This is a genomic window from Bacillus sp. FJAT-26390 (genome assembly GCF_001682865.1).
In the GTDB taxonomy this organism is placed as follows: Bacteria; Bacillota; Bacilli; order Paenibacillales; family Paenibacillaceae; genus Pristimantibacillus.
This window is the reverse complement of sequence record NZ_MAQX01000037.1, coordinates 162,239-177,372: the sequence shown is the minus strand read 5'-3', so window position 1 is coordinate 177,372 and position 15,134 is coordinate 162,239. Positions and strand designations below refer to the sequence as shown.

The window sequence follows — 15,134 nt, the reverse complement described above, 5'->3', positions numbered from 1 at the left end:
CAGTTATATATGAACGAGATGTAAATTAATATGGAAATAGGAAATATTAAACAGTGTCATGTTACAATTGTAGAGTTGTATAAATAAAGCTGGGAGTTGGATATGCGTATTCACAAGAAGAAATTGTTTGTCATAGCTGGGCTTATTACTTTATCAATAGCCTTAGCTGGCTGTGGTGGGCCAGCCAACGAGAATATAGGGATTGGAAATTCTGAAGAGGCCGCAAAGAGTGAAGTTGCTGAGACTGCTGCAGCGAAAGAAACCAATACGGATACAGAAAATGTAAACATACAATTCTCGTAATGTATGCCGAAGATGATGTGACGAAGAAAAACACAGCGAACAACATAACCCTGTCGTTTGAAGCTACGGATTCGCGATGGCGAACTGCAGAGGAAGCATTACATGACTCTTCCTCGGTCATTCCAAGTGATGCTGTCAAGGTCAAGGAATATACAGATAACGAAGTCCGTAAGGTCTTTCAGTATGAGAGTAAACTCCTTGCAGATCGGCTGAAAGGATATTATGATTTCGGTGCAACTCTCGATCCCGAATCAAAGCCTGGTATCTTCATCGTTATCTTGAAGCACGATGATAGTGGTATTATCTCGGTTGTGGTTGGGGCAGGTAATAATCCATAAGATTGGAGAGAAGGAACTAAATGGCGTTAAACATGCCAATTTATTCTCGTCGCAGTTATTAATTTGATGTGCTGGACTAAATTTAAGGATAGCTACCATGCGGGAAGTGTTTGTAGATCACTATGCTATAATCGACGCAATGAATTTAACGAGGATAGTTTATCGAATAGAGCATTTGCTGCTAACGGGAAGCTGCTGGCCAATAAATGAGTCGGAGAAGTACATAAAGTTGATTCATTCATTTGAAATACACACAACGTACACAGGTGTCCTTTAAAGTAGGTTGTGGGAGTAATAAAACTTAGAAATGCAGGCGAAAGCGGAGTGCGGTGGAATGAAACGAACGATATTGCTGGTTGAAGACGATACGCTTATGCGAGAGGTGATAATGGACTATTTCAAGAAGGAACAATGGGACGTGTTTGAAGCGGAAAATGGGAGGGTCGCGCTTGACATTTTTGAACAGAATTCCGTTGATTTGGTCGTCCTCGACATTATGATGCCGGAAATGGATGGATGGTCGGTATGCAAACGTATCCGGGAAAAATCGGATGTCCCGATTATGATTATGACTGCCAGAGCAGAGGATGACGACCAGTTGATGGGGTTCGAGCTTGGCGCCGATGAGTACGTAACGAAGCCCCTGAGCCCAAGGGTATTGGTAGCCCGCGCTACTACTTTGATGAAGAGAACGGAAGGGACGATGGGACGCGAGGGAGATACGCTTGTCTATGGTGATTTAATGGTGAACAGGTCGGCATATACCGTCTTTGTAGCGGGTACTAAGATCAATTTGTCACCTAAGGAGTACGATTTGCTCCTCTTTCTCATCAAACATTACGGCAAGGTGCTGTCGCGAGAGTATATTTTGGACTCTGTCTGGGGGTACGATTATTTGGGGGATTTGCGAACGGTGGACACCCACATTAAAAAGCTAAGAGCTAAGCTCGGAGACGAAGGACGATCGATAGCGACAGTTATTCGTTCTGGATATAAGTTCGAGATGGGTCGATGAAAAGAAGAGGTGTAGCCCTTAAACTATTCGTTGTCACTTCCGTGTTGATCCTGCTTGTGTTCACCATATTGCTGCTTGCACAAGGATTGTTTTTCGAGCAGTTTTACCGTATGTCTAAAATTAATGTTTTAGAGAAGAGCATGAATAAATTCGCTCGCCAATACAAAGAGGCGCAATCGAGTGAACGACAGGTGTCACGACTGCTAGGTGCATTCATGAATGAGCATGATACGAGTACCGACATCCTGAATAGCCGATTTGAGCGAATAAGCACACATCCTTATTATTTGGAACTGGAAGCTGGCAGCAAGACGATAACGATTCAGATTTCTAAAGAAGGCATGACTGTGGATCAAATCCCCCAAAAGATTCAAATAGGCGAGACGCTGGTGGTTGATGGGATCTTCATGAATGAGGATGATACGATTATGCATCCTGTTGTTATCCAGCAGACCGATACCGTTCTCAAAGAGGGCTTAGTACGCGTGCGAGGAAAAGTAACGGATCTCATGCTGCCGGAGCGGCGGTCATATAATCCGCTTTATCAGGATGCTCTTGTCGATGATGTGCTTCTAGATTGGAATTCGCAAATGGAACAATGGCAGTCAAGGCTGCGGAGCGGTTCGGTCTTGCAGCTGGATTGGCAGGATAAATGGAGTGGTATCCCCTATACGGTTCTCATACGTCTGCTCTCAGAGGGCAACGAAGAGAATAGCTATTTATTCGTTATGACCTCTATGCAGCCTGTAGGGGAAGCTGTCGGGATTCTTAAGCAATATGTCGTTTATTTGGCGCCGCTTATGGTTCTGCTTGCGATTGTTTTGTCTTTGATTTATTCCAGAATTGTCTCCCGTCCCTTAGTGCTGCTTAGCCGCTCTGCAGCGCGTCTTGCCAAGCTGGACTTTACGGAGCAGTCAGCAATCGATTCGAAGGATGAATTCGGGGAGCTGTCGAGAAGCATGGTTGCGTTGTCGCGGAATTTGGACGCCTCCATGAAGGAGCTTACCCATGCGAATGCGATGCTTCAGGAGGATGTGGAGGAGAAACGGCGGTCCGAGCAGCTTCGCAAAGAGCTGATCGCGAACATTTCTCATGAATTGAAGACGCCGCTCGGGATTGTGAAAGGCTTTGCGGAAGGGCTGCAGGACGGCGTGGCGAGCGACAAAAGCGAACGTTATCTGGCCCTCATCGTCAATGAAACGGATCGGATGAATGCATTAATTATGGATATGCTGGAGCTGTCCAAATTCGAAGCGAAGGCCATTCAGCTGCAGCCGAGAAGCTTAGCTCTGGCAAGCCTGATTCAAAGGGTGAGTGATGCATTCTCTCAGCAATTGGAGATGAAACAGCTTCAATTGCGGATAAACGCGGATAAAGAGGAAGAGGAAGAGCTGCTAGTACGGGCTGATCCCAGACGCCTCGAGCAGGTCATTCTGAATTTCATGAGCAACGCCATTCGGCATGCCGTTGTGAACAGTGCCATTACGATCGGCATCCAGCGAACGGCACCAGGAAAAATAACAACCGTCATTGAAAACATTGGACCGCCGATTCCCGAAGAGGATATCAGTCGGGTCTGGGATCACTTTTACCGGGCGGAGCGTTCACGGGATCGTAAATCCGGTGGAACGGGACTAGGACTCGCCATCACCAAGCATATTTTGGAGCTTCATGGAAGCGAGTATGGCGTGGAGAACACGAAGCAAGGCGTAGCATTTTCTTTTACATTAGATGAAAACGGAGGAACAACCTATGATTAGAACAAAATATATGTATTTGATATCAGCTTTGATCGTACTGCTGCTGGCCAGCGCATGCGGCAATCAGTCCAACAACGAATTAGACACTACGGCTACACCTATAACGAAGCCAGAGAACGAAGCAACAGGCGATCAAGCAGCGGATACGGACTCTGACAAGAAAATATTAATTATCATTGACCAGACGGAAAAGCCAATTGAGGGCAACAGCTTCGATTTTGTCGTGGAGCAGCTTCCGGAAGGATTTGCTCTTGCAGAAATGCAGTGGGTGTCCAAGGAAAACCAAATCATCAATTCGGTTCAAGTAGCCATTGAACATGGAGCAAGCGGTGGAGACGGCTTCTATATTAGCGGCGACGGACAATTTACTGGATTCTTCTATCCGGATGCGATGAAGGGCGAGAAAGGGCAGGTTGTATTCGTGTTCAAGAATGAGCAAGGCAAGGAATTAACGTGGAAAAAGGAAATCACTTTGAAATAAACATCAATGTTCATGTCAAAAGCAGCCGATTGCGGCTACTTTTTTCATGTAGATGCGCTTCATAGCCGTTTACCGGAAGTTTTGTGAGGTTGAAGAACCATACTCTTACCGGAAAATAATAAGCACAAAGTTGCCTAAATTTATAACAGATAAGGAAGGCTTACTTTATTAAACAAACGGGTAACGATAGTTCAATAAAAACACGGAAGCAGCCGACCACAATGATCGGCTGCTTAATTACGCAATGGGCAGGATAGCTTCAAAAGACAGGGAATAATTATTTTATCTAGAATAATATGCATGCGGGTATGTTAAACGACAGATGAAAATAACTTATAGGAGAACAATTATGTACATCCAGAAACTTATTAATCGTGTGCCAGACTTGCCATTGATAATGGTAAGACCAACTTTAATATTGCGAAATTGTAATGGTCTAATATTACTCGTGAAGCATTGCGATGGTTTATGGGGACTTCCAGGTGGATTATTAGAGCCGGGGGAATCGGTTGAAGAAGCGCTTAAGAGGGAACTTCACGAAGAACATCGGGGGACGAGATTCACTATATTGCTATAACATACATAAGCAGTAACTTTGAAGGCATAATTAAAATTGATAATCAAGAAGTTATTGAATATGGGTTCTTTAGACCAATCGAAATTCCCGTGGATACGATGGGAATTATTAAGAAAATCATTAACGGCTATGAGAGCTCGAATTACTATGCTAACGGGCAGGTTAGATTAATTACTTCACGAATACTTCAAGTATGGAGAATATGCGTAGTTCGTACATGAGACGTTACATGAAAGGAATGTAATACTTAAACTAAGGAGCGAATATTTGTGATCATTCAATCTATCACAATATTATGGGACAAAAAGGTCAGAGGAGCTCCATACTCTACTTTGAGAAATAGATTTAGCAAGTCGTTCCCAATTCCAGATAAGCTGATAAATTATATTGGAAGCACTACGATTCCTTTTCAGGAAATACTAATTATTCAAAATAAAAATGGATTTAAAATTAAAAGTAATAAAGTCGAGTATCTTGACTCACACCTAAATGAATGGAAGATAGCTAGTACTGAAATACAAAACAAGATTGACGAACTACAAGTATATTTTAAGTATTCTGATTCTTGTGGCAAGCCTGTTCGTTATGATTCAAGATATCAATACTTATCTGAAATCACGTTTATACTTCAAAGTAGTGAATATGGAAGGATTATCTATAACGGTAGATTAGTACACGAAGATACAGGAGATTGGATTTATCAGTTAAAGATATTGAATATTTATAATGGTCATAGTGATGACAAAGAGATTTTAACAAAGGAATCACCTTCGAAAGATTATAAACAAATAGAAGTGCTTTTTTAGTATTTCACGAAGGCATTCCTATCATATAACATCATATTCACGTTTCGAGCCATTCGGCTCTCGGTCCGACAAAAGTTATGGGAAATTTACGGTCATCGCAAATAAGACGCTATGAGAAACTGCGGTAGTGCCATTAATTTCAAAAATCCATTAAGCTCGGAGTTGAAATATGAGTTTAATTCTTCCTTTGGATATTATTGAAAAAATACAGCAGGAATATAAGGATCAATACGATTGTGTTGAAGACCTATTAACTAATCAAAGTTTTTTCCACACCGAAGAAGAGTTTATATTGAGATTAATTAGATCAATTTTGTTTTTATCTGAAGGAAGTATTGAACAGCTTCAAAAATATCTCAACATTGCAAAAATAGATTTTAGAGATGTGTTCTATTGGGCTGAATACGATCAAAATAACAAACAAATACGGGATTTTAAAAAGCCATTTAAAGGGGAATACAATTAAACGTTGAGCTAACGGGAAACGAGAGCTCAATAAACTACATGACGAGGCTGCCGAGAGATTAATCGGTAACCTCGCTTCGCTAACTGGAAGTTTTATAAAATTCGTCTTTGGGTTATTGTAATGTATATAGGGCTAAAGCCGCCAGGTTTACAGCAATCTCCCGGAAGACCCGATCCGCGCCTTCGGATAGGTTTCGAAAGCTCGCACCGCCGCTTCCGCAACCTCAATGTCGTTTGCGACCGTACTGCCGCTTGCGCCGACCGCCCCGACGATTCTCCCTTCGAACGACAACGGAATCCCCCCTCCGAACACGACAACGCGTCCGTGGTTGGTCGTATTGATCCCGTACAGCTCCCCGCTCGGGACCGCCAACGGAGCAAGGCTCGCCGTGGGCACTTTTAGCGCGACCGCCGTCCATGCCTTATTATGGGCGATGTCGACACTGGCCAGTCAGGCATGGTCCATCCGATGAGAAGCAACGAAATTCCCGCCATCGTCTACGATGGCGATCACTTCCGCGATCCCGAGCTCCCTTGCCCGGAGTTCCGCTGCGTGAATCAACACTTTGGCGACTTCTAGGGTGATTTTCAACATCTGCGTCCTCTCCCTCTCGACTGATTCGATACATGATATGAATCATACGCTTTAGGTATGCATTCGATCCCGTCATCATAGGCATTCGTACATCCATGAATGGAGCGGGTAAAATTCCGCTTCTTTTCTTGCTCTCTATTGTATTATCCTAAAGTGTTATGACGGAAAGGAACGGTTTGTGGAGACAATACATGAAATGTTAAAAGTTGCGTGATTAAAATATTAAAATGAAGGAAGTTGTCATTACCGGTGCCTCCGACGGCTTAGGTTATGCCATGACAGAAGCCCTTCTTGCAAAAGTTGCATTAGCATCCCGTCCAGGGTCAAAATTAACTGAAGCCGTAAAAAAACTTAAAGAAAATTGATATACTACTGTTCTTGAGCTTCCACTGGATGTAAGGTCAGAGGGATCGGTAGAAGATGCGGTAAAATGGGTAAAAACTGAATGGGGTAAAATTGATGTCCTTGTAAACAATGCTGGTATCGGGATGCGAACGGTTAGAGCGTTAATTATCAGCTTTGTCACAACTAACGCATGTCGCTCGTGCAGTAAACTTCCGCGGGATCGCAATTGGCAATCCGCTATCTTTCTCTAATGATGAAGAAGGATTTCAAGCCCTTCTTCGCTGGATTCAATCGTTGCAAGAAGCCCATAACCTTACTTCGCAATTATCGGCATGGAACCGACGGGGCATTACTGGCTAAGCATCTCTAGATGGTTATCCGAGAAACAATTCCAAGTTGTTCTTGTTAATCCTCATCTCGTGAAAAAGAATAAGGAAAAACGTGACAATACACCATCGAAGAGCGACAAAAAGGATGCTCTCGTCATCGCAGACATGGTCAAAAACGGTTATTACTCTTTTATTCGTAGCACGCCTGAGGCCTTTGAAGAGCTGCGTGTTTATCTCTCAAACCGCGACTCTGTCGTGACGAGACTCGTAAGCGCTAAAAACCAAATCCATCGCTGGGTTGACGTAGTGTTCCTGAGCTGCGGCAAGTATTTAAGAACCTGTTGTGCGGGGGGGCATTGGCCACACTACGTCTTTTCCCAACACCTGAAGAACTGAGAAAGCTAGCGCCTCAGGACGTGGTGAGTGGCTGGAAATCCATTATGCAACGTCAACCCGGGAACAAGAAAGCTCAGACCCTTATTGCGCTTGCTCGTCATTCTGTTGGCTCTAAGCAGGCAACTGATGCGTACAAGCTCCACTTAACGCAACTTCTCGCTGAATACGACCTGGCTTGCCAACAGCTGCAAGTTGTAGAGGCTTGAGAGGGCAAAGACCCGCCCCGAGATGGGAGTGATAACCTCCAGGGGCGGCGTGGAGAATGCGTGCAGTAAATGGAAGGATATGGGGCTTGTAAGCTCACCCTCTATTTCCTCACGCCTTCATGTTGTCCTGGTCTTCAACTATCTTTCTCTACTATCTTTCCGCATTTTCGGAAAGGGTGAAATCGTGCGAATAAGCGAGTATTTGTGAGAAAATTGAATGGTACTGAGTGAGTTCAAAGAAGCACTCTATACAAACGATGAAGGGAGCTGCCGCGGCAGCTCCTTTTACGATTCTTCAGCTAAAATACGCAGGACTACCTGCTCTTTAAAGGTCTTGTTAAATTTCTTCCGTTGTCCCATATGAACTCCTCCATACGCGCAGTGCCGTCTGGCTTTCGCCGAACAGAAGCATGTAGCGCCGCTCGCTGTCGATTTTCAGGAACATCTTCGTAAACTCATAGATCATAGTGGCCAGCACGATATTGGAGTTGCCATGGTTCTCCACGGGGTGACCAAGTAGGAGGTTGCCCAGGAATATTGAAAATGTAATAAGTTTTAAAAAAATACAGGTTATGCGTAAAATATCACATCCAAACTAGATTTATTTTCCAATATGATAGGCACAAGGAGGTGAAAGCGCTTTAAATTGTAGTTTCACATCATGTAACGGCAACGGCAACCAGCATGCATGATCAAGAACACTAAAACAATTGGAGGTTATGTTAATGAACAAAAGGATGAAATCATTCGTCGCAGGAATTACAGTCGCGTCTATCGTAGCAGTAGCAACCACCGCATACGCTGCGACAATTACCATCAATTCCGATGGCGCAAACACCGGCTTGACGCCGCTGCAAATCTTTCAGCAATATTTGGGCAGCGATCCCGTCGACGGTCCGACGGATTCCTATCATATCAGCGAAACGACCTCATCGCAGATCGCGGGTAACAATGTCTTTCAATTCAAGGTGGGAGACGCATCTGATACGGCTGCTCTCGACGGATCGAATACGGACAGACAGCGTGTCGAGGTTAAAGCGTACAAAGGCTCGCCTAGCAATGCAACGGCTTCAAAGGACCAAACGACTACGTACAAGTGGAAGTTCCGTCCGATGAGCCCTTATCCGCAATCTCCTTCAGGCAGCTTCCATCATATTTTCCAAGTGAAAGCGGTGGATGGGGACGATGGTTATCCGATTCTGACGTTCTCGGTCGATGGCGGCAACTTGAAATTCAAGCATAGCCCGATCGGAGCAGATGCTTCTCAGGTCCAAACATTGGCGCAAACGGCGTTCTCCAATATCGACGGTCAATGGGTTGAAGCCACAGTTACCATGAAGCATAGCGATAGCGGCTCGATCAATATGACACTCAAAAAGCTAGACGGAACGACCTTGATGTCATACAGCGGAACGAAGGACAACTGGAGATCCGGCGCCACTATTAATCGTCCGAAATGGGGCATTTACCGCAAATTGTTTACCGGCATTCAGGAAGCAAAAATCCAATTTGCCGACTTTCAAATTACAGAATAACAAGAAGAAACCGTCAAAGGGTCCATTACCCTTTGACGGTTTTCATTTTATATCCGCTAAACGTTATCCTAGAATGATGCGATCGTTGGACATTTTGTGGCCGCTGATGCGCTCGAACTCGCCATTGGTTTGATCGCCTCGCTCCTTGTTTGATCCGTATTTATGACTTGAAGGCGGTCGGAACGAATGGCAGACCAGATTCCCAGACTCGTCCGGTGGTGCAGCTGTCGAAAGAAAATAAAGTATTAGACTGGTAACGCCCCATTACGCTTACGGGAAGTTTAAATGAAGATCGGATATAATATAAAGTAAAGATTTAAAGGAGGAGCATATAATGGACAAGGTAATACCTTTCTTAATGTTTCAAGATGGCAAGGCAGAAGAAGCGATGAACTTTTATACATCGCTCATTGAGGATTCTGAAATTACAAGCATTGTTCGGTATGGTGCTAATGAAGCAGGAGAAGAAGGAACCGTAATGCAGGCTACTTTCACATTAAAAGGGCAGGAGTTTATGTGCATTGATAGTAATGCCAAACATAAATTTTCCTTTACACCTTCGTTCTCAATCTATGTTGTTTGTAGTACTGAGGAAGAAATTGATGATCTTTATGGGAAGCTTGAAGAAGGTGGACAAGCTCTAATGCCATTAAATAATTATGGGTTTAGCAAAAGGTTCGGTTGGCTGAATGACCGCTTCGGAGTCTCGTGGCAAATAAACTTTGTCTAAATAAAATGAAATGCTAAATCTAGATTTACTAACGGGAAACGTTTGTTCAATAAAACAGCAGCAGCCTAGGACTTATTTTCTCGTCCATGGCTGCTGCTGTTTCGTTTTTCGGGTCTGTCTATTCCTTAATTTTCACAGAACAATAGAAGCAGGGAGTAGTAAACTTATTAGGACGGGGACATTCTTCGCGAGGACATAGCCATGACGAAGGAGATTTATCAGCTCTATTTTCATGCTTGCTCCTAAGGGCTATTCGCGTTATGTTGAGAGGTATGTCAAATCGATTTACAAACAGATGAGAGCACTTGGGGGGCATATCGCGTGAACAAATGGATTAGAGGCTTAACTCCAGAAACGTTCAAAAACAGAATATTGATGGCTTTTTTGCTATTCGTGCTAGCTCCATTCGTATTATTAGTCATCTATAATTTCAGTGAAACGGAAAGGGTTCTGCAGGAGGAAGCCTCCGCCAAAAACCAGGACCAGCTTCTCGATATCGAGAAGTCTTTCCTAGACGTACTCGGACTTGTTATGAAGACAGGTCTGTTATTAGAGCAGGATGCCACCATTCGCTCGGTTATGAAAAATCCGGAGCTGCAAGATCCGCTAAGACGGAAGGAACTGGTGGAGAACAAGTTCGCAAGCATTGAGAACAGCTTCTTCCTGACTGACGCAACGGTGTATTATACGCTGGTAGACAAACGTGGCTACGCTTACACCTCCTTTGCTCCTCGTGAACCATTGAATTATTCCTCGATTACCAATGAAGAATGGGTAAAGAAGCTTACCTCCAGTGAAGGGGAAAGCTACATTTGGAATGCAAGCGATACCAATTATGTGAGTACGGTTATTAAACCGAATCAAAATATGCTTAGTCTCTATCAGATGCTCCGCGATGAGAATCTCAAAGAGTACGCGTATGCCCGTATCAGCATCGATTATGAGCAATGGTTCAACAGGGTGATGAGAGATAGGCAGCGCGAAGGCATTTATTATTTATTAGACCATACAGGAAGATCCATGGTGCAGTCTGATGCCAATGAAACGATTGATCCTGTGATTTTATCCGCTATGCTAGACGTAAAAGAGCCCTCTGCGTCAGCTTCGATTGTTAGTCAAGACGAGAAGGTATTATATACGTTCAGCCGTATTGCCCAGTTAAATGGGTTTATCGTAAAAAAGGTACCCTTGTCCTTGCTGTTTGAAGAAGTGGAAACGTTGAAAAAACGCTTTTTTGTCATCTTTGGGTTGATTACGCTTGTGTTTGTCATCATGACCTATTTTATTTCTTCAACGATTACCGTCCCTCTAAAAACGCTGCAGCGTAAGATGGAGATTTCGGTCAAGACAAATCTCAAGGTAAAGCTGCCAGAGCAAGGGCGAGGCGAAATCCTTGCACTCACTCGAAGCTTCAATACGATGATTGACGATATAAATGGCTTAATGGAACGGCTTCAATTGGAGGAACGGCAGAGGCAGGTCGTCCGCTTTCAGGTTCTCTTATCTCAGATGAACCCGCATTTTCTCTTGAATACGCTTAATGTTATTAAAAGCATTGCGCTCGAGAAGGATGAGGATGACATTTATGAAATTTGTGTCTCGTTAGGAAAAATATTAGAGACAACATTGAATGTAGAGGTTGATCTTATCTTGTTGAAGGATGAGATTGCGCTTATTGATTCCTATATGCGCATCCAAAACGCGCGCTTCGGCAGTCATATTTCAGTCAGCTATGAGGTAAGCAATGAGCTGAAATATGCACTGATTCCAAAATTCTGTCTTCAGCCGCTGGTAGAAAACGCAATTATACATGGGCTTGGAGGGACGCGGAGTGACGGCCGGATTGAAATCAAAGCGGAGGCAAGACATGATCTTCTGTATCTTGAGGTGGCGGACAATGGGGTAGGCGTAGAACGCGCCAAAGCGAAGAAGGTATTCCGTAAGCGGAAAAGCATCGGTATTCAAAATATCCGGGAAAGCCTGGAGCTGCTCTTCAAAAATCAGAGTACAGGCTTGTCCCTAGCATCATCAGACGAGGGAACGAAGGTCTTGATGCATCTCCCTCTATTGTTATCGAAACCCTATTTAAAGGAGGCTGACGGCGATGTGGACCGTATTGATCGTTGATGATGAACAGCATGCAAGAGCGAGTCTCAGCAAGCTGATGAGCAAAGCTAATCTTCCATTTGAAATCGTAGCCACGGCAAATGACGGCGAGGAAGCGTTGCAGGCTATTCGAGCATTGCAGCCAGACGTGGTTATTTCCGATATTGATATGCCCTTGATGGACGGAGTAGAGCTGCTGAAGTCTGTGCGGAAAGAAGGGCTAGATTGCCGGTTTGTCATGCTTACCTGCATGAATGAATTCGAGTATGCAAGGCAGTCGCTGGAGTTCGGGGCGTCCAGCTATTTACTTAAGCTATCGATGGATGTGAGCGGATTGAAGCAGGCCCTGGAGAAGGTAACCCTTGAACTAGAGCAGCGAGAACAATTAAGAAAAGCAGCCAAGTGGTTTCCGAGGAAAAATGTGTCTGAACCTACGGACCATCCTGAAATGAATAAGATTATTCGGCATATTGAGGAGCATTACTCTGAGGAAATTACACTAAAGCGTGTAGCTGAGCTCATCTCGATGGATGCAAGCTATGTGAGCGATTTGTTTAAGAAAAAAACGAGCCAAACTTTAATTCACTATGTACAGAACCGCCGTGTTGAGGCAGCAAAGATGCTGCTCGCGGAAACAAGCCAATCGGTAGGCGAGATTGCGAGGCAAGTAGGATTCGAGAATGACAACTATTTTATTAAAATATTTAAACGATGGTGCGGCACGACGCCAAGCGAATATCGCAAAGAGCAAAATAAATGATCCAAAGAATGTATCATCAATCGCCAAATATCGTTCCTTACCCCGCGAAATGCCCGGTGATAAGATTTAACTAAGCAATTAAACAAGTTTCTAGGGGGCAAAGAAATGAAAAGAAACAGAATGCTGATGACCGCGCTTTCTCTTATTCTTGTCATGGTTCTAATCGCTGGATGCGGTGGAAACAACAATAACAATGCTTCGGGAACGCCAACAGACGGTAGCGGCACATCAACTAAGAAGATTAAGCTTACGTTATGGGGCGGCGTGCCTCCTGAAGCGGGGCCGCAAGCGGTTGTTGACGAATGGAATGCCAAAAATCCAAACGTACAAGTGGAATATGTGCGGTTCGTTAATGATGATGCAGGCAACTTAAAGCTGGATACCGCTTTGATTGCTGGGCAAGACGCAGATCTTTACATGAACTACACCCTCTCGCGTCTTCAAAAGAGAATAGATGCGGGTGTAGCCGTAGATATGAGCGCAAAGACGGATTATAACATTGACGAGCAAATGGGTCCTGATGCCAAGCAATGGATGATTAATGACAAGTATTACGGCATGCCTACCAAGAAGAACATGGCATTTATTTGGTTGAACAAAGATATGCTTGATGCCGCGGGTCTGCCTATTCCTCCGCTAGATTGGACTTGGTCTGATGTACAGGAATATGCATTGAAATTGAAACAACCTAATGTATGGGGCCTCCTCCAGCATGATGCTGCATTTACTACGCAATTCGACGGCACGATCGGTGGAGACGGGTATGTGAAAGCAGACGGAACATCCAACTTCGATAATGCTTACTGGAAGCAAGGGTTTGAAATTCTGCACAACATGATGTTCAAGGATAAATCGACTCCGGAATATGGCGAGCAGCTGACCAGCAAGATGCCGGTGGATACGATGTTCCTAAAAGGCGAGACAGCGATGCTGACGGCTGGTGAATTTATTTTCCGCAATGCGAACAATCTAGTCGATTTCCCGCATGATTTCAAAATTGCTTTTGCACCCATTCCGCGTATCTCCAAGGATCAAACAAACTTCAAATATCCAGGCGGATTGGGCGACGTGCTATCCGTAAATGCGAAGTCCAAAAATCAAGAAGCGGCTTGGGAGTTTGTGAAATGGTACGCTGATGGCGGTATGCTGCCAATGGCTCCGGGAGGACGAATTCCGTCATTCAAAAGCGTAGACAGCACGGAAGCTATCGATTTGCTCCTAAAAGGATATGAGGACATGTATGATCGGGATTCTCTAAATAAAGTGGTATTCGGCCAATTTGAATCATTCCAGCTTAACGTGCCTCAGCAAGTTATCGATGCGCGCAAAGAGGAATATGAGAAGTATTTCCTTAATAAGCAAGACATCGATACGACGTTGAAAAACATGGCAGAGCGGCACAACCAATTTATCAAGAAATAAGCTGCGTAAAGAGAGTAAGAAGGAGCGGCCAAGTCCTTCTTGCTTTTTTTTATCGGTGAACGAAGAAAGGCGGGTTGTTATGATTAAAACGAACTGGCTGCGCAAGCAAAGCTGGTTGGGATATGTGTTTATTCTTCCGAATATGCTGGGAGTGTTGTTGTTTTTCGTCGTGCCTGCATTATTCTCCTTTGGACTGATTTTTACCGATTATCAATTTTCGAATCCCAATGTTTCGTTCACGGGCCTAGACAATATTAAGCGAATGTTTCAGGATGAACAGTTCTATAACGCCATTAAGAATACCGCGATATTCCTTCTTTCCGTTCCGGTGTCGCTTGGGCTGGCCTTTGTCGTCGCACTTGTTCTGAATAAGAATGTTTATTTGAAAGGGCTGTTGCGGGGGATGTTTTTTCTTCCCTATATTTCTAGCGGGGTAGCTGTTGCATTCGTTTGGATGCTCTTGTTTCAGCCCTCTCAAGGACCGATCAATGAAATACTCCGCTGGATTGGCATTGTATCGCCGCCAGGCTGGTTCGCAGATGCCGAGACTGCGATGTATGCGATCGATATCATACAGATATGGTTCTTGTTAGGCTACAACATGATTATTTATCTTGCTGCCCTTCAAGAAGTATCGCCTGAGCTGCTGGAAGCAGCAAAGATTGACGGCGCAAAAAGCAGAACCATCACGTGGCGCATTGTATGGCCGCTTGTTAGCCCGACTACATTTATGCTGCTCATTACGGGCTTAATCATGACGATGAAATCCTTCTCCTTAATTCAAGCAATCACACAAGGCGGCCCCAGCGGCAGTACGACGATCTTATCGCTTTACATTTACAAAACAGCCTTCAGCTATTATGAAATGGGCTATGCCTCAGCGATATCATGGTTCTTATTCGCCATTATTATGGGGATAACCGTCATTCAATGGTTTAGCCAGAAGCACTGGGTCCACTATTAGA

General features: G+C 44.2%; 15 protein-coding genes and 2 pseudogenes. 16 read left to right on the top strand and 1 reads right to left on the bottom strand.

Annotation, left to right across the window (positions count from 1 at the left end):
• The first annotated feature begins 102 nt into the window (after positions 1-102).
• The 8 genes from A7975_RS32540 (at position 103) to A7975_RS32505 (ending at position 5,746) form a co-directional block, all read left to right on the top strand.
• Positions 103-303, top strand: coding sequence for a hypothetical protein (locus A7975_RS32540; RefSeq protein WP_053373950.1), 201 nt, complete (start codon positions 103-105; stop codon positions 301-303).
• Entirely contained in the window at positions 303-641 is a 339-nt protein-coding gene (locus tag A7975_RS32535; protein ID WP_065387902.1) for a hypothetical protein, read from the top strand. The genes A7975_RS32540 and A7975_RS32535 overlap by 1 nt, the downstream gene beginning before the upstream one ends.
• A gap of 334 nt (positions 642-975) precedes the next feature.
• Entirely contained in the window at positions 976-1,656 is a 681-nt protein-coding gene (locus A7975_RS32530; protein WP_053377594.1) for a response regulator transcription factor, read from the top strand.
• The gene (locus tag A7975_RS32525) at positions 1,653-3,416 is read left to right on the top strand and encodes a sensor histidine kinase (protein WP_065387901.1); all 1,764 of its coding nucleotides are present in this window, start codon (positions 1,653-1,655) and stop codon (positions 3,414-3,416) included. Before A7975_RS32530 ends, A7975_RS32525 begins: the two co-directional genes overlap by 4 nt.
• Positions 3,409-3,897, top strand: coding sequence for a hypothetical protein (locus A7975_RS32520; RefSeq protein WP_065387900.1), 489 nt, complete (start codon positions 3,409-3,411; stop codon positions 3,895-3,897). Before A7975_RS32525 ends, A7975_RS32520 begins: the two co-directional genes overlap by 8 nt.
• Before the next feature lie 322 nt (positions 3,898-4,219).
• Positions 4,220-4,474 (top strand): NUDIX hydrolase, encoded by a 255-nt coding sequence (locus tag A7975_RS32515; RefSeq protein ID WP_082198602.1) that lies wholly within the window; start codon positions 4,220-4,222, stop codon positions 4,472-4,474.
• A gap of 269 nt (positions 4,475-4,743) precedes the next feature.
• Entirely contained in the window at positions 4,744-5,280 is a 537-nt protein-coding gene (locus tag A7975_RS32510; protein ID WP_053373956.1) for a hypothetical protein, read from the top strand.
• A 169-nt stretch (positions 5,281-5,449) separates the two neighbouring features.
• Complete coding sequence (locus A7975_RS32505) at positions 5,450-5,746, top strand: hypothetical protein (protein WP_053373957.1); 297 nt, start codon at positions 5,450-5,452, stop codon at positions 5,744-5,746.
• Positions 5,747-5,893: 147 nt separating this feature from the next.
• Here A7975_RS32505 and A7975_RS32500 read toward each other — a convergent pair.
• Positions 5,894-6,340: pseudogene (locus A7975_RS32500) on the bottom strand (GlcG/HbpS family heme-binding protein).
• A 389-nt stretch (positions 6,341-6,729) separates the two neighbouring features.
• Between A7975_RS32500 and A7975_RS35240 the strand changes: the two are divergent.
• The 8 genes and pseudogenes from A7975_RS35240 to A7975_RS32465 all read left to right on the top strand — a co-directional run bounded on the left by A7975_RS35240 (position 6,730) and on the right by A7975_RS32465 (position 15,133).
• A complete protein-coding gene (locus tag A7975_RS35240; RefSeq protein WP_255314644.1) occupies positions 6,730-6,936 on the top strand; it encodes an SDR family NAD(P)-dependent oxidoreductase in 207 nt (68 codons plus the stop codon).
• Positions 6,860-7,610, top strand: a pseudogene (locus A7975_RS32495) (IS110 family transposase); the annotation flags it as partial. The gene A7975_RS35240 and the pseudogene A7975_RS32495, both read left to right, overlap by 77 nt.
• Before the next feature lie 731 nt (positions 7,611-8,341).
• A complete protein-coding gene (locus tag A7975_RS32490; protein WP_053373961.1) occupies positions 8,342-9,151 on the top strand; it encodes a polysaccharide lyase family protein in 810 nt (269 codons plus the stop codon).
• Between the two features lie 334 nt (positions 9,152-9,485).
• The gene (locus A7975_RS32485) at positions 9,486-9,881 is read left to right on the top strand and encodes a VOC family protein (protein ID WP_065387899.1); all 396 of its coding nucleotides are present in this window, start codon (positions 9,486-9,488) and stop codon (positions 9,879-9,881) included.
• 321 nt (positions 9,882-10,202) lie between these two features.
• A complete protein-coding gene (locus A7975_RS32480) occupies positions 10,203-12,008 on the top strand; it encodes a sensor histidine kinase (RefSeq protein WP_255314639.1) in 1,806 nt (601 codons plus the stop codon).
• The gene (locus A7975_RS32475; RefSeq protein ID WP_065387898.1) at positions 11,986-12,747 is read left to right on the top strand and encodes a response regulator transcription factor; all 762 of its coding nucleotides are present in this window, start codon (positions 11,986-11,988) and stop codon (positions 12,745-12,747) included. The genes A7975_RS32480 and A7975_RS32475 overlap by 23 nt, the downstream gene beginning before the upstream one ends.
• A 105-nt stretch (positions 12,748-12,852) precedes the next feature.
• Positions 12,853-14,169 (top strand): ABC transporter substrate-binding protein, encoded by a 1,317-nt coding sequence (locus A7975_RS32470; RefSeq protein ID WP_065387897.1) that lies wholly within the window; start codon positions 12,853-12,855, stop codon positions 14,167-14,169.
• A 79-nt stretch (positions 14,170-14,248) separates the two neighbouring features.
• Positions 14,249-15,133, top strand: coding sequence for a carbohydrate ABC transporter permease (locus A7975_RS32465; RefSeq protein ID WP_063845981.1), 885 nt, complete (start codon positions 14,249-14,251; stop codon positions 15,131-15,133).
• The last annotated feature ends 1 nt before the right edge of the window (position 15,134 follow it).

Excerpts from the sequence above, each read along its gene's own strand:
- A7975_RS32540 (WP_053373950.1), top strand. The coding sequence starts at position 103 with ATGCGTATTCACAAGAAGAAATTGTTTGTCATAGCTGGGCTTATTACT.
- A7975_RS32535 (WP_065387902.1), top strand. The coding sequence starts at position 303 with ATGTATGCCGAAGATGATGTGACGAAGAAAAACACAGCGAACAACATA.
- A7975_RS32530 (WP_053377594.1), top strand. The coding sequence starts at position 976 with ATGAAACGAACGATATTGCTGGTTGAAGACGATACGCTTATGCGAGAG.
- A7975_RS32525 (WP_065387901.1), top strand. The coding sequence starts at position 1,653 with ATGAAAAGAAGAGGTGTAGCCCTTAAACTATTCGTTGTCACTTCCGTG.
- A7975_RS32520 (WP_065387900.1), top strand. The coding sequence starts at position 3,409 with ATGATTAGAACAAAATATATGTATTTGATATCAGCTTTGATCGTACTG.
- A7975_RS32515 (WP_082198602.1), top strand. The coding sequence starts at position 4,220 with ATGAAAATAACTTATAGGAGAACAATTATGTACATCCAGAAACTTATT.
- A7975_RS32505 (WP_053373957.1), top strand. The coding sequence starts at position 5,450 with ATGAGTTTAATTCTTCCTTTGGATATTATTGAAAAAATACAGCAGGAA.
- A7975_RS32490 (WP_053373961.1), top strand. The coding sequence starts at position 8,342 with ATGAACAAAAGGATGAAATCATTCGTCGCAGGAATTACAGTCGCGTCT.
- A7975_RS32485 (WP_065387899.1), top strand. The coding sequence starts at position 9,486 with ATGGACAAGGTAATACCTTTCTTAATGTTTCAAGATGGCAAGGCAGAA.
- A7975_RS32475 (WP_065387898.1), top strand. The coding sequence starts at position 11,986 with ATGTGGACCGTATTGATCGTTGATGATGAACAGCATGCAAGAGCGAGT.
- A7975_RS32470 (WP_065387897.1), top strand. The coding sequence starts at position 12,853 with ATGAAAAGAAACAGAATGCTGATGACCGCGCTTTCTCTTATTCTTGTC.
- A7975_RS32465 (WP_063845981.1), top strand. The coding sequence starts at position 14,249 with ATGATTAAAACGAACTGGCTGCGCAAGCAAAGCTGGTTGGGATATGTG.